This window comes from Brevibacterium sp. K72 (assembly GCF_050562175.1).
Lineage (GTDB): Bacteria > Actinomycetota > Actinomycetes > Actinomycetales > Brevibacteriaceae > Brevibacterium > Brevibacterium casei.
This window is the reverse complement of record NZ_CP191582.1, coordinates 398,695-413,059: the sequence shown is the minus strand read 5'-3', so window position 1 is coordinate 413,059 and position 14,365 is coordinate 398,695. Positions and strand designations below refer to the sequence as shown.

The 14,365-nt window shown below is 68.3% G+C and carries 12 protein-coding genes and 1 tRNA gene; 11 read left to right on the top strand and 2 right to left on the bottom strand.

The window, feature by feature from the left end; genetic code table 11:
* Positions 1–30 precede the first annotated feature (30 nt).
* The 4 genes from ACQ1RG_RS01880 (at position 31) to ACQ1RG_RS01865 (ending at position 4,940) form a co-directional block, all read left to right on the top strand.
* Positions 31–2,229, top strand: a complete 2,199-nt coding sequence (locus ACQ1RG_RS01880) for a fructose-specific PTS transporter subunit EIIC (protein WP_009380975.1) — start codon at positions 31–33, stop codon at positions 2,227–2,229.
* An 83-nt stretch (positions 2,230–2,312) separates the two neighbouring features.
* A complete protein-coding gene (locus tag ACQ1RG_RS01875; RefSeq protein ID WP_009380974.1) occupies positions 2,313–2,582 on the top strand; it encodes an HPr family phosphocarrier protein in 270 nt (89 codons plus the stop codon).
* The gene (ptsP, locus tag ACQ1RG_RS01870; protein ID WP_009380973.1) at positions 2,579–4,300 is read left to right on the top strand and encodes a phosphoenolpyruvate--protein phosphotransferase; all 1,722 of its coding nucleotides are present in this window, start codon (positions 2,579–2,581) and stop codon (positions 4,298–4,300) included. Before ACQ1RG_RS01875 ends, ptsP begins: the two co-directional genes overlap by 4 nt.
* Positions 4,301–4,427: 127 nt before the next feature.
* Positions 4,428–4,940 (top strand): hypothetical protein, encoded by a 513-nt coding sequence (locus tag ACQ1RG_RS01865; protein ID WP_131247918.1) that lies wholly within the window; start codon positions 4,428–4,430, stop codon positions 4,938–4,940.
* Between the two features lie 145 nt (positions 4,941–5,085).
* Here the strand turns inward: ACQ1RG_RS01865 and ACQ1RG_RS01860 are convergent.
* Positions 5,086–5,161, bottom strand: a tRNA-Lys gene (locus ACQ1RG_RS01860).
* 214 nt (positions 5,162–5,375) lie between these two features.
* The gene (locus ACQ1RG_RS01855) at positions 5,376–6,314 is read right to left on the bottom strand and encodes a hypothetical protein (RefSeq protein ID WP_308443555.1); all 939 of its coding nucleotides are present in this window, start codon (positions 6,312–6,314) and stop codon (positions 5,376–5,378) included.
* 307 nt (positions 6,315–6,621) lie between these two features.
* Between ACQ1RG_RS01855 and ACQ1RG_RS01850 the strand changes: the two genes are divergently transcribed.
* The 7 genes from ACQ1RG_RS01850 (at position 6,622) to ACQ1RG_RS01820 (ending at position 14,307) form a co-directional block, all read left to right on the top strand.
* Entirely contained in the window at positions 6,622–7,674 is a 1,053-nt protein-coding gene (locus ACQ1RG_RS01850) for a DctP family TRAP transporter solute-binding subunit (RefSeq protein WP_009380400.1), read from the top strand.
* Positions 7,671–8,303 carry a TRAP transporter small permease gene (locus ACQ1RG_RS01845; RefSeq protein ID WP_009380401.1) on the top strand — a complete coding sequence of 211 codons (633 nt, stop codon included), beginning with the start codon at positions 7,671–7,673 and terminating at the stop codon, positions 8,301–8,303. The genes ACQ1RG_RS01850 and ACQ1RG_RS01845 overlap by 4 nt, the downstream gene beginning before the upstream one ends.
* Position 8,304: 1 nt before the next feature.
* Complete coding sequence (locus ACQ1RG_RS01840) at positions 8,305–9,525, top strand: TRAP transporter large permease (RefSeq protein WP_193338406.1); 1,221 nt, start codon at positions 8,305–8,307, stop codon at positions 9,523–9,525.
* 85 nt (positions 9,526–9,610) lie between these two features.
* Positions 9,611–10,975, top strand: coding sequence for an enolase C-terminal domain-like protein (locus ACQ1RG_RS01835; protein ID WP_131247924.1), 1,365 nt, complete (start codon positions 9,611–9,613; stop codon positions 10,973–10,975).
* Positions 10,972–12,132, top strand: coding sequence for a fumarylacetoacetate hydrolase family protein (locus ACQ1RG_RS01830; RefSeq protein ID WP_009380407.1), 1,161 nt, complete (start codon positions 10,972–10,974; stop codon positions 12,130–12,132). The genes ACQ1RG_RS01835 and ACQ1RG_RS01830 overlap by 4 nt, the downstream gene beginning before the upstream one ends.
* Before the next feature lie 13 nt (positions 12,133–12,145).
* Positions 12,146–13,285 (top strand): GntR family transcriptional regulator, encoded by a 1,140-nt coding sequence (locus ACQ1RG_RS01825; RefSeq protein WP_430600443.1) that lies wholly within the window; start codon positions 12,146–12,148, stop codon positions 13,283–13,285.
* Positions 13,282–14,307 (top strand): Ldh family oxidoreductase, encoded by a 1,026-nt coding sequence (locus ACQ1RG_RS01820; RefSeq protein WP_430600442.1) that lies wholly within the window; start codon positions 13,282–13,284, stop codon positions 14,305–14,307. The genes ACQ1RG_RS01825 and ACQ1RG_RS01820 overlap by 4 nt, the downstream gene beginning before the upstream one ends.
* Positions 14,308–14,365 lie beyond the last annotated feature (58 nt).

Sequence of the window (14,365 nt, the reverse complement as noted above, 5' to 3'; positions counted from 1 at the left end):
CTCGCCCACCGGGTCACGAAAGGAACCGCCATGCCACTGATCAATGACGAACAGGTGCTGCTCGACCTCGGCGACGCCGACCGGTCCGCGGCGACGCGGAGGCTCGCCGAGTGCCTCGTGGCCACCGGTCGCTGCACCGACCTCGACCTCTTCGTCGCCGACGTCGAGGAACGCGAGGCGAAGACCGCGACCGGCCTGCCGGGAGGCATCGCGATCCCGCACGCCCGCAGCGCCGCGATCACCGAGCCCTCGCTCGTCTTCGGCCGGACCACCGACGGCATCCCGTGGGGTGCCAAGGACGGTCCCGCCCGCCTCGTCTTCCTCATCGCGGCCCCCGCCGACGGCGGGGACGCCCACATGAAGGTCCTCCCACAGCTCGCCCGCGCTCTGATGAAGGAGGACTTCCGACAGGCGCTGCTCAACGCCGCGACCCCGGCGGAGGTCGTCGCCATCGTCGAGGAGCAGGTCCACCTCGACGATGACGCGTCCGCGACGGCTGCCACGTCGCCGACAGCCCCGGCGTCGGCCGGACCCTCGACGGCTGCCGGATCCCCGACGACGGACGGTGCCGACACCCCCGCCGAGGCGGCCGCCCCGGTTCCCGCCTCATCGCCGTCCACGGAGCCGTCGCCCACGGATCCGCCGTCCACGGAGCCGCCGTCCGCGGAAGCGAGGTCCGCCGAGTCGGCCGACCGCACCTTCCGGTTCGTCGGTGTGACCTCGTGCCCGACCGGCATCGCCCACACGTACATGGCCGCCGAATCCCTCGAGAACGCCGCCCGCGCGGCCGGCCACGAGATCATCGTCGAGACGCAGGGCTCAGCCGGATCGACCCCGCTCACCGCGGCGCAGATCGCCGCGGCGGACGCCGTCATCTTCGCCCACGACGTCGAGGTGAAGGAACGGGCACGCTTCGCCGGCAAACCGACTCTCGACGTCGGCGTGAAGAAGGCGATCTCGGAGGGACCCCAGCTCATCAGCAGGGCCGCCGAACTGGCCGCAGCCGGACCGACCGAGGCCACCGCCTCGGCGATCATCGACGAACGGACCGAAGACGAGGCGACCGAACGGCTCGGATTCGGCACCAAGCTGCGGCAGTGGCTGATGACCGGTGTGTCCTACATGATCCCGTTCGTCGCCGCCGGCGGCATCCTCATCGCCGTGTCCTTCATGCTCGCGCAGATCGCCCTCGGTGAGAGCGGAGCGATCGAGATCGTCAAGTACGGCCTCGTCGGCGACGACCAGTACAACATCGCCCAGAACTTCGACCTCACCAGCCTCACCTCGTGGGCGGCTCTCGCCTACGTCATCGGTGCTGCGTCGTTCGGCTTCCTCGTGCCGATCCTCTCCGGCTACATCGCCTTCGCGATCGCCGACCGGCCGGGCCTCGTCCCGGGCATCGTCGCCGGCTCCGTCGCCGTGACGATGAATGCCGGGTTCCTCGGCGGCATCGTCACCGGTCTGCTCGCCGGGTTCGTCGCCAAATGGATCTCGAGCTGGAAGGTCCACAAGGGGGTCCGCGGCGTCATGCCCGTCGTCGTCATCCCGCTCCTCTCCACGCTCGTCACCGCAGGCCTCTTCATCACCGTGCTCGGCCGCCCGATCGTCGCGCTCATGGACGGCCTCAACGCGGGACTCGGCAGCCTCACCGGCGGCGGTGTGCTCATCCTCGGGCTCATCCTCGGCGCCATGATGGGCTTCGACCTCGGCGGCCCCGTCAACAAGGTCGCCTACGGCTTCGCCACCGCCGGACTCTCGGCGGCAGGCACCGCCATGGATGCCCCGCAGCTGAAGATCATGGCCGCGGTCATGGCGGCCGGCATGGTCGCACCGCTCGCGCTCGCCCTGGCGACGACGGTCGCTCCGAAGCTCTTCTCGGTGCCGGAGAGGGAGAACGGCAAAGCGGCCTGGCTGCTCGGAGCCTCGTTCATCTCCGAAGGCGCCATTCCATTCGCCGCCGCCGACCCGATCCGGATCATCATCGCCTCGACCATCGGGTCGTCGGCGACCGGCGCCCTCGTCATGTTCTTCGGGTCGACGCTGCTCGCACCCCACGGCGGCATCTGGGTGCTCCCGCTCATCGGCCAGCCGCTGCTCTTCGTGCTCGCCCTCGCCGTCGGCGTCGCCATCACCGCCGCCCTCGTCGTCCTGCTCAAGGCGCTCGCGGCCCGGCGCCGGGCTGAGAAGGCTGCCGACAGCCTTCCCGAGGCGGCCCCGGTCGCCGCATGATCAGACCTCGCACCACCCGCACCACCCGCACCATCGCACCGCACAGTTCACGCACCACAACTCACGCACCACAAGGAGAGATCATGGCAACTCGCACCGTCACCATCGCCTCGACCGTCGGACTCCACGCTCGCCCGGCCTCGCTCTTCGTCGAAGCCGTCTCCGAATCCGGGGTCGACGTCGAGATCAGCCGCCCCGGTGAGGACGCCGTCGACGCCGGCAGCATCCTCGGCGTCATGGCCCTCGGTGCCAAGCACGGCGAAGAGGTCGTCCTCTCCGCTGAGGGTGAGGGCGCCGAGGCGGTCCTCGATCGTCTCGTCGACCTGCTCGCCACGGACATGGACGCACAATGAGCGGCCACGGCGAGGCCCTCGGCGCGCCCGCTGCGGGGGCGGAGTCGGCGACGCTCCACGGAATCGGAGTGAGCCCGGGATCCGCGTACGGGCCCGTCGTCCAGGCGGCAGCGCCGGTCGCGCCTCCCGAGGATGAGCCGGCGGCGGAGGATCCGGCGGCGGCCTCGGAGCAGGCCATCGCGAGCTTCATGCACGTCGCCGACACGCTCGATCAGAAGGCGCTGAGCGCCGATCCGACGGCCCGCGACATCCTCAAGGCTACGGCGATGATCGCCCGCGACCGGTCGCTGCACCGTGAGGTGACGAAGCGTCTCAACGCGGGGAAGGGCCCGGCAGGTGCCGTCGCCGAGGCGATCGAGGTGTTCGCGGCACAGTTCGAAGCCCTCGGCGGGTACTTCGCCGAACGCGTCACCGACCTCCGTGACGTCGGGGCCCGGGCCATCGCCGAGGTGCTCGGGAAGCCTGCGCCGGGACTGCCGACGCTGACCGAACCGAGCATCGTCGCAGCCGAGGACCTCGCGCCCGCGGAGACCGCGACGCTCGACCGTTCCCTCGTGCTCGGCATCGTCACCCGGGCCGGCGGGCTGACGAGCCACACCGCGATCCTCGCCGCGCAGATGGGGATCCCCGCCGTCGTGCAGCTGCCGGAGGCGACGGCGATCCCGATGGGCACTCCGCTGCTCATCGACGGTGGCAGCGGTGAGGTCGTCGTCCGTCCGGATCCGGAGTCCGTGGAGGCGCAGCGGCAGCGTCGTGAACGACGTGCGGCAGCGCTCGCCGAGGTGAGCGGTCCGGGTGCGACATCCGACGGTCACCGGGTGGCGGTGCTGGCCAACATCGGGGGAGTCGATGACGCGGAGCTCGCCGGCGCCGAGGATGTCGAAGGGGTCGGTCTCTTCCGCACCGAATTCGTCTTCCTCTCCGCTGTCAGCGCCCCGAGTGTTGAGGAGCAGACGGAGATCTATCGGAAGGTGTTCGCCCCGTTCGCGGGTCGTCGCGTCGTCGTGCGCACCCTCGATGCGGGTGCCGACAAGCCGCTCGCGTTCGCTGACCTGGGGCCGGAGGAGAATCCGGCGCTCGGGCGACGGGGTCTGCGTCTGTCCCAGGCGAGGCCGGATGTGCTCACGGCTCAGCTCGAAGCGCTCGCGGCTGCGGCGGAGGCGACGGGTGCCGATGTCAGGGTCATGGCCCCGATGGTCTCGACCGCGGCGGAGGCCCGATGGTTCGCAGACCAGGTGCGGGCCAACGGTCTCGCCTCGGCGGGCGTGATGATCGAGGTGCCTGCGGCGGCGCTGCGTGCCCGACAGGTGCTTCAGGCCGTCGACTTCGGCAGTCTCGGGACGAACGACCTCGCGCAGTACACGATGGCGGCCGACCGGATGGAAGGCGAGCTCTCGGAGCTGCTCGACCCATGGCAGCCTGCCGTGCTGTCGATGATCGCCGCAGCCGCCGACGGTGCGAAGGCCGCTGGCAAGCCGCTCGGTGTCTGCGGGGAGTCCGCGGGTGATCCGCTGCTCGCGCTCGTCCTCGTCGGTTTGGGAATCACGAGCCTGTCGATGGCTCCGGGCAAGGTCGGTGCCGTGAGGCTGGCATTGCGGAGCCATGCGTTCGACGACTGTCGTGCCCTCGCCGAGGCGGCGCTCGCCGCCGAGTCGCCGGAGGAAGCCCGCGAAGCCGTTCGCGCAGGCGCGGCACCCGAACTGCTCGACCTGCTCTGAGACGGCTCAGCCGGGGTCGGCGGCCACCGTGTGGTGGGCGTCGTCGAGAGTGGTCGGTTCGCCGCGCAATAAGAGTTTCATTGGATTTGTCACATTCGGGACGATGCGAATGTGGTCTGATTGCGACATGCGCGAAAAGATGACAGTGACGTTTGAAACACTGCTGAACGGTTACATCGACGCACACCTCCGTTTCGAAACAGCAAGGCGTACCCAGAGTGCTGAAGCAACATTCCTCCCGCTTTTCGAAGCACTTAACTGGGCCGTTGTGATGGATGATCATATCGTTCATCACTGGAAGCCTGGGGGTGAGTTGCTGAAATACCGATGGAGAGATCTCCTGGAAGTAGAAGAGCGCGCGACAATCAGAGGAATCCGCTTCGCGAGGAACCGGGTTCACCACCAGTGGGCCGACGCTCTCCAGCTCAACACAGGCGGGTTTCAGTTCCCAATTGTGTTCCCCATGGTGACCCATGAGTGGTCTTGGGTGTCTGCCGATGTGATCCCACTCAGTAAGAAAGATGACCAGAATCGGGGCATTGACGAGTACCGATCGGAATTGCAGGGGCGGCTCGCCCGACGCTCTCTTGCAGTGCTCGAGCAGGTCTATCGGAAGATGGCTTCGGAGTACCTGAAGTAGAGCGACAATCCAGCCTTGGGGCGACCACGCCTCTTCGGTGAATGCAGGCAGGCCTGTGTGACATTCCAGTAAGTCTCCACAGCGAACGCAGTCTATGAACGAGAGCGCCCCACCAGAGTTTTTCCTGGTGAGGCGCTTATTCCTATGGTGGGCCCCGTGGGGATCGAACCCACGACCCGCGGATTAAAAGTCCGCTGCTCTACCAACTGAGCTAGAGGCCCGGTCCCAACAGATCGGCATGGGCGTGCGCCCGGAAGCTGCTGTTGGAGACTCCCCAATACTAGGGCCAGACCAGGCGTTCGCTCAAACCCGAAAGGGTGCCCCTCGCAGTCCGAGAGGGTGCCCCACGCAGTTCGCGGGACACCCTCTCGATCCGGCAACGGCGTCAGCGGCGACCGCGGTCACCACCGCGCACTGACCGCCGCCTGCGAAACCTCAGCGACCGATCTCCTTCGACGGCTTCGTCGAATCCGAGACCGACGAGTCCGAATCGTACTTCGTCGCATCGTGCTCGACGCCCTCGTCGACGACCTCGCCGTCGACGGAGTCCTTGTCCTTCTTCCGCACCAGCGCGGCAACGTGCTGCAGTGTTCCCAGCAGCTTGTTGTCGCTCTTCGGTGCCACATACTGCGGGTCGGTCTCGAGCGGGAAGACCGTCGGCGCTGCACCGAACGCGGTCTTAGACTCGTTGGCGACCTTGCGCGACATCTGCGCATTGACGACACCGCCGATGACCGCGCCGATGCCGAACGGTAGCAGACGACCGAACAGCGATCCGCCGGCCTTCGCAGCGAACTTCCGGATGAACGTCTTCCGCAGCTTCCGCAGCAGCAGGTCGACGACCGGCGCCGGCAGCTGCTTCGTCAGGGTCGCACCCCAATCGCCGAGGAGCGCCTCCGGCCCCACGGACTTCTTCCCGAACCGCTGGACGAGGTTCTTCCCGTCCTGTCCGAGCATGAGCCCGAGCACCAGCGCATTCGCCCGCGCCGGATCGTTGACCGGCAGACCGTGGATCTCCGAGATCGCCTGCGCGAACAGCGCCGTGAGCTCGAGGAACCCGGCCGTCTCAGCCGTCGCCACACCGAGCGCAGCCATCGTCCCGATGCCGGGCACCGCAGCCGTCGCACCCACAGCGGCACCACCGGTCGTCGCAAGTGCTAGATAGCGCTTGCGGATGATCGCGACGAGCTCCTCAGGGGTGGCATCCGGATTCCGCCTGCGCAGCGAACGCACATAGGTCAGCACGACGGGCCGCTGCACCGACAGCAGCTTGGACAGCGCCGACTGCGCACGCGGGTTCAAGGACCCATCGTCGTTGATCGCAAGCTTCGTCGCCTTGCCGAGACCCTTCTGCACCATTGTCTGTTTCGCCACGGGAGCTCCTCCTCGTTCACTGTCTTCACGGGCCGATTCTTCAGCCCGGATCCGAGATCATTTTAGTAGGGCACGCTGTGATTTTCGTACAAGCAGCCGAGCATTTGCTGACCGAACATCGAGACCGGGTCGAGGCCAGAGCGGGATCAGGTCTGGTCTCGCCCGCACCCCGAGGGTTGTGTCCGTTACATCTAAACTATATGATTCTGGCAAAAGCTATACATTCCGGCTCCTGGGTGTCCCGCCCATCAGCTTGTCACAACGTCGTGACGCCCCACACCGCGGTGGGGCGGTCTGAGGGGAATCCATGAAGAAGCGTCTGACCGCCATGATCGGAGCCGGCCTGTCCGCGCTCACGCTCACCGGCTGTGCGATGTTCCAACCCGTCGACGTCGACCGCGCCGCCACCGAGGCGGTCGACCCCAACGCCATCACTCTGCGCTTCGGCAACGTCTACGAAGCCAGCCACCCCGTGAACTCGTGCGGCCTCGAACCGATGAAGGAAGAGCTCGCAGCCAAGGGCTTCAACGTCCTCATCTACCCCGCCGCGCAGATCGGCAGCGAAGCCGAGATGGTCGAACAGGTCGCCACCGGTGCCCTCGACTTCGTCAACAGCGGCCCCTCCTTCCTCGGCGCCTGGTATCCCGAAGCCGCCGTCCTCGACGGCGCCTACCTCGCCGCCGATGCCGCCGAACTCCAAGCCGCGACGACCGGTGACATCATGACCGGGGTCTTCGACCGCATGGCCGCCGAGACCGACCTCCGCGTCGTCAGCAACTTCTACTACGGTGCCCGCCAGGTCACCGCCAACAAACCCGTGCGCACCCCCGCCGACCTCAACGGACTGAAGATCCGCACACCCGACGCACCCCTCTACCTCACGACGCTCGACATCATGGGCGCCACCGCCACCCCGATGGCCCTGAGCGAGGTCTACCTCGGCCTCCAGCAGAACACGATCGACGCCCAGGAGAACCCGATCCCGACGATCGCCTCGGCGAAGTTCTACGAGGTCCAGGACTACATCAGCATCACCGAGCACATCGTCCAGGGCGTCTACCTCGTCGGCAATCAGCGCCTGCTCGACAGCATGGACCCTGCCAAGCGCGACATCCTCACCCAGGCCATCGACGACGCCCGCGTCCGCGTCGAGGAGTGCACCGTCAAACAGGAGAAGGAGATCCTCGCCGACTGGAAGAAGACCGGCGAGATCACCGTCGTCGACGACGTCGACATCGACGCCTTCCGCGACCTCGTCGCGAAGGAACTGCCCAACCGGGTGACCTGGGGTGACACCTACCTCGCCGTGAAGAAATCCCTCGAAGACGCCCGCGCCGAGGCGGGGGAGGAGAACCGATGAACCCCACCGACCCAGCCCCCGCCGACCCGAACCGCTCGAACCCCGACCCCACCTCCGTCGCCAGCATCGCCGACGCCGAGGCGACCCTGGCCTTCGAGCAGGACTCGTTCGAGAGGCGCAGCACCCTCTACCGCTGGGCGATCGGCCTCGAACGCACGATCGGCATCCTGCTCATGGTCGGCGTCTTCGTCCTCGTCCTCCTCCAGGTCGTCACCCGCTACGTCTTCGACTCGCCCCTGTCGTGGACCGAGGAGGTCGCCCGCCTCACCCTCGTGTGGCTGACCTTCATCGCCGCGGCCTTCGTCAGCTCCCGCCGCTCGCACATCACCGTCGACCTCATCGCCACCGTCGTCCCGCCCCGGGTGGGCCGGGTGATCGGGACCTTCGCCCGCCTCGTCGTCCTCGCCGTCTCCGCGTTCATGGCCGTCGCCGGGATCATGATGGTCGACATCGTGGCAGCGATCGCGATGCCCGCCTCCGGGCTGCCCACCGCCCTGCTCTACCTCGCAGCGACCGTCGGCTTCATCCTCATCTTCATCCACACGATCATCGAGATGATCATGATCGCGAGATACCCCGAGGAGAACCCCGACACCGTCGACACCGCAGCCCAGCTGGAAGGACTGTGACATGACCCTCCTCCTCATGCTCCTAGCGCTCCTCATCCTCCTGGCCCTGCGCGTGCCCGTCGGCATCGCCCTCCTCGTGCCCTCGATCATCTACATCGCCTTCGATCCCTCATCGAGCCCGGCGCTCGCCGTCCAGCAGGCCACCTCCGGGGTCTTCGACTTCGCGATCCTCGCGGTGCCGATGTTCATCCTGCTCGGCAACCTCGCCAACATCTCCGGTGCCACCGACCGCCTCTACGACGCCGCGGTCGCCGCCATCGGCCACGTGCGGGGATCGCTCGGCTACGTCAACATCCTCACGAGCTTCGGCTTCTCCTGGGTCTCGGGTGCGGCGATCTCCGATGCCGCGGCCATGGGACGCATCCAGGTGCCCGCGATGATCCGCCGCGGCTACCCCGTCGGCTTCTCCCTCGGCGTCACCGGTGCCTCCTCGCTCATCGCCCCGATGATGCCGCCGTCGATCCCGGCGATCATCTACGCCGTGACCGCAGGCGTGTCCGTCGGCGCCCTCTTCGTCGCCGGCATCGTCCCCGCCGTCCTCCTCGTCGTCACGCTCAGCGTCATGTGCTGGTTCCTCACCCGGAAACGCGAGGACCTGCGCCTGCCCAAGGCCGGCCTCGGCGAACGCGTCCGGTCGGGGCTTCGCGCTCTGCCCCCGGTCGGCGCCGCCGTCGTCATCCTCGGCGGCATCCTCTCCGGAGTCTTCACCCCCACCGAGGCGAGTGCCGTGGGTGTGGCCTACATCGGCATCCTCGCGATCGTCTACGGCAACTTCACGTGGCCGAAGGTCCGGCACGCCCTCGTCACCGCGGTCGAGACGACCGGCGGCGTCCTCATCATGGTCGCCGGCGCCGCCCTCTTCGGCTGGGTCCTCGCCCGTGAGCAGGCACCGCAGCTCGCCGCCGATGTGCTCCTGTCCATCACCGACCGCCCCATCGTCTTCCTCATCCTCGTCCCCGTCCTCCTCCCCGTCGCCGAGGTGTTCGGACTCAGCCCCGTCCACTTCGGCATCATGATCATCTTCAACCTCCTCATCGGCCTGCTCACCCCACCCGTGGGCCTCGTCCTCTTCGTCCTCTCCTCGGTGACGAAGTACCCGGTGACGACGGTGATCAAGGGCACCCTGCCGTTCTTCGTCCCGATGCTCGCCACCCTCGTCCTCATCTCCGTCGTCCCGTTCCTCAGCCTGTGGCTGCCCTCGCTCCTGGGCTACCCCGTGTGAGGGTTCCCCTGAGCGATGCCCAACCCGTGGCCGTCCGACTCTTCGACCCGTCCGTCTCCCCGCCGCACAGAAAGACCGCGATCCCGTGCCTCTCATCACCGACATCAGCGCCACCGACGTCCGATTCCCCACCTCGCTCGAGCTCGACGGCTCCGATGCCGTCAATGTCGACCCCGACTACTCGGCCGCCTACGTCACCATCCGTGCCGGTGAGGGCGATGCCGCCGAGGTGGGTCATGGGCTCGTGTTCACCGCCGGACGCGGCAACGAACTCATCGTCGCCGCGGTCGAGTCGTACGCGGCCCTGCTCATCGGCCGCGAACTCGACGATCTCCTCTCCGACCTCGGAGCCGCCTCGGCGCTGCTCGTCCACGATTCGCAGCTGCGCTGGCTCGGACCCGAGAAGGGGGTGACGCAGATGGCCGCGGGCGCCCTCGTCAGTGCCCTGTGGGACATGGCGGCCCGGCGTGCGGGCAAACCGCTGTGGAGATACCTCGCCGAACTGCCCGCCGAGGACCTCGTCGCCGCGATCGACTTCACCCACATCCGCAACGCCCTGACCGAAGAGGAGGCGCTTGAGATCCTCCGCGCGGGAGAAGCGGGTCTCGCCGAGCGCATCGCCGCCCTCGAGGCCACCGGCTTCCCCGCGTACACGACCTCGCCCGGCTGGCTCGGCTACGACGACGAGAAGCTCGTGCGGCTGGCGAAGGAGGCCGTCGCCGAGGGGTTCACGCAGATCAAGCTCAAGGTCGGCGGCAGCCTCGAGGACGATCGGCGCAGGCTTGCGCTCGCCCGCGAGGCCGTGGGCCCCGATGTCCGCATCGCCATCGACGCGAACCAGAAGTGGGAGACCGGCGAGGCGATCGACTGGGTCAACGCGCTCGCCGAATTCGACCCCTACTGGATCGAGGAGCCCACGAGCACCGACGAGATCCTCGGGCATGCGGAGATCCGCCGCGGCGTCGCCCCCGTCAAGGTCGCCACCGGTGAGGCCGTGCACAACCGGATCATGTTCAAACAGCTCCTCCAAGCCGAGGCGATCGACATCCTCCAGCTCGACTCGACCCGCGTCGCCGGCGTCAACGAGAACCTCGCGATCCTCCTGCTTGCGAGGAAGTTCGGCATCCCCGTGTGCCCGCACGCCGGGGGAGTCGGACTGTGCGAACTCGTCCAGCACTACTCGTTCTTCGACTTCGCCCGCCTCTCCGGCACCGAGGACGGCCGCGTCATCGAGTTCGTCGACCACCTCCACGAGCACTTCGTCGCTCCGGTCTCCGTCGTCGACGGCCGCTACCAGGCACCGACCGCACCGGGCACGAGCGCGGAGATGGTCGCGGAATCCGTTGCCGAATGGACGTACCCGACCGGCCCCGGCTGGGTCCGCACCGGCGACCGGGCCGCCGTCGGCTCCTCCACCGTTGATTCGGCTGACAAGGACGGACACGCATGAGCATTCGCGACCTCCTCCCCGCCGAGGCGACCGGAACCTTCCTCGGCCGCCTCCGCGTCCCCGGACGCCGGGCTCCTGTTCCCGTCCTCGTCACCGGGAACGCCGTCCACGACGTCTCCGACATCGACCCCACGGTCTCAGGGATCCTCGAAACCCCGGACCTGCCTCGGCGCCTGGACGAGGTGAGGACCCGGCCTGCGGACTGGGCGGTCGACGATGTCTCCACCCCCGCCGCGGCGGCGCCTGGATCTGCGGACGCACCCGTCCTCCTCGCCCCGATCGACCTCCAGGTCATCAAGGCGTGCGGAGTGACCTTCGCCGGTTCGATGGTCGAACGCCTCATCGAGGAGCGCTGCGACGGCGACCCGGCCAGAGCGCAGTCCGTTCGTGCGGAACTCGCCGAGGCGGTCACCGCCGACCTCACCGCGATCGTGCCCGGATCCGCCGAGGCGGCTCGCCTCAAAGAGGCCCTCATCGCCAAGGGGTGGTGGTCGCAGTACCTCGAAGTCGGCATCGGGCCCGACCCCGAGGTCTTCACGAAAGGCCCAGTCCTCTCGGCCGTGGGATCCGGGGACGCCGTCGGCATTCCCGCGTTCTCGCAGTGGAGCAATCCCGAACCCGAACTCGTCCTCGTCGTCGACTCCACGGGGACGATCCACGGGGTGACGATGGGCAACGACGTCAATCTCCGCGACATCGAGGGACGCAGCGCGCTGCTGCTCGGCATGGCGAAGGACAACAACCGGTCGACGGCGATCGGGCCGCTCATCAGGCTCTTCGACGAGACATTCGGGCTCGAGGACGCGAGGAGCCTCGAGCTCAGACTCACCGTCACCGGTGACGACGGCTGCAAGCTCACCGGCGTCAACTCGGTCGGATCGCTCAGCCGAGGCTTCGAGGACCTCGTCTCCGCGGCCCACGGTCGCCACCATCAGTACCCGGACGGCTTCGTCCTCTTCACCGGCACCCTCTTCGCCCCGACCGAGGACCGGGATGCGGCCGGACTCGGATTCACCCACCACCTCGGCGATGTCGTGATGATCGCCAACGACCATCTGGGAGCACTGAGGAACACGGTGGGCCGAAGTGAGGACCTGCCGGCCTGGGACTACGGAATCCGTACCCTCTTCGCCGATATCGGAGCAGGACAGCGGTAGTCTCGTGGGCACAGTGGAGACCATCGACGGCGGCCTGGCGCGAGCCGTCGCGAAACGCGCGAAGGGAGACGGAATGCCGAGCGAGACCGACCCGACCGTCTACGCGAGGATCAAAGCGATGATCCTCGACGGCACGGTGCCGCCGGGGGAGCGGATCACCATCGACCGGATGGCCCGTGAGCTCGGGGTGTCGCAGACACCGGTGCGGGAGGCGATGCAGCGGCTCGAGGGGGACAAACTCGTGCGCACCCGGCAGCCGCGCGGATACGCGACGACCCCGCTGCTGACGAAGCGCGATCTCGAGATGATGATCGAGGTCAGGCTCCTGCTCGAACCGTGGGCAGCACGCATGGCCGCCGTCGATCGGGCATCGAATCCCGGCCGGGCGCTGCTGGCCGAGATCGACGCATTCTCGGGGCGACCCGGTGGCGGCGGCGCAGATGCGGCGGGGACTGCAGAGACTGCGGGGACTGCGGGGGCTGCGGGGGCTGCTGGGACTGCTGGGACTGCGGGGTACCGTGCGGAACAGGCTGGGTCGTCCGACTGGAAGCACGAGCTCTTCCAACACGACACCCGCTTCCATCTGCTCATCCTCGAGGCGACCGGCAACAGCTTCCTCATCGACGCGTACCGGCAGATGCACCCGCACCTCCATCTCTTCCGCCTCTACCCGGGCGACCCCCACGGCACCGACACCTCCCACGAGCACGCCGAGATCGCTGCGGCGATCGCCGCGTGCGATCCCGATGCCGCCGAGGCGGCGATGCGCGAACACATCCTCCGCGCACTCAGCCGGTTCTCCGCGAGCACGAGCGACGGTGTCGGCAGCGGTGCCGCGGGTGAGGGGAGCAACGGCGCGGGAGGAGGCAAGGGGGCTTCGGCCGGCGACGCTGACGGCTCGTCGGAGGTGAGGCGCGACCTTGCCGACACGTATGCGTCGGTTCTCGGCAGCATGCCCGGGATCCCCGACGCCGGGAGCATAACGCTCGCGTCCGAGGGCAGGAACGGGCACGCCGAGGATGTCGTTCAGGGTGGTGCAGATGGGCAAGGCAGCGCGGCTGCGCGGGATGCCGAAGGCGTTCGGGGTGGTGCAGGCGCCGAGGACGGCAGGGGCACGACTGAGACGACCGACACGCGGGAGCAGGCAGGATGAGCGAGTTCTCCGTCGACTCCCTCCGTGAGTTCGCCCTCGCCGCCCTCGCCGCGAGCGGAGTGCCTGAGGACGATGCCGCTCTCACGGCCTACTCGCTCGTCCAAGCCGACCAGCGCGGCATCGCCTCCCACGGTCTCCTCCGTCTGCCGCTCTACGTCCGCGCCCTCGAAACCGGTGGCATCGCCTCGGTGCCGGAGATCGCCCTGGTCCGTGACGGCGGGGCCACGGCGGTGCTCGACGGCGGCAGCGGCCTCGGGCAGGTCGTCATGCAGGTCGCCGTCGACTGGGCGCTCGAGCGAACCCGAGAACACGGGGTGAGCGCGATCGCGGTCGAGAACTCGAGCCACTACGGCGCCGGAGCGTTCTGGACCGACCAGCTCGCCGCCGCCGGACTCTTCGCGTTCCTCACCTCGACGACCGGACCCACCGTCGCCGTCCACGGCGGCAGTGAGAAGGTCATCGGCACCAACCCGCTGACCCTGACCGCGCCGAGCACCGACGGCACGCCTCTCACGGTCGACATGGCCACCTCGGCGGGGGCATTCGGCAAGGTCATCGCCGCCCGCAACGCGGGTCGTCCGATCCCGGCAGGGTGGGCCGTCGACCGCGAGGGACGCGAGACGACCGACGCCGAGGCGGCCGCGGCGGGCTCTCTGCTCGCCTTCGGCGGGCACAAGGGCTCAGGACTCGCAGTGCTCCTCGAAGCGTTCGCCGGGGGCCTCACCTCGGCGACCTTCGCCTACGAGACCCAGGACATCTGGGACAACCCGGCCTCGGAGATGAACAACGGGCACATGCTCATCGCGATCGACTCCGCAGCGTTCAACGGCCGCAGCGCCGCCGAGGCGAAGGTGAGCGCGCTCGGCGGCGCGATCCGAGGCTCCGGTGAGAACGTGCGACTGCCGGGAGAGATCGAGCATGAGACGGAAGCCGGCAACGCCGTGACGCTCGACCTCGACGACTCCACCGCCGAGGCGCTGCTCGCGCTCGCCGCACGCCTCGACCTCGAGCCGCCTCGGTGAGGGTTCATGCGGTGAGGGCGGACGCGGCGAGTGCGGACGCGGCGACGGCGGATGCGTG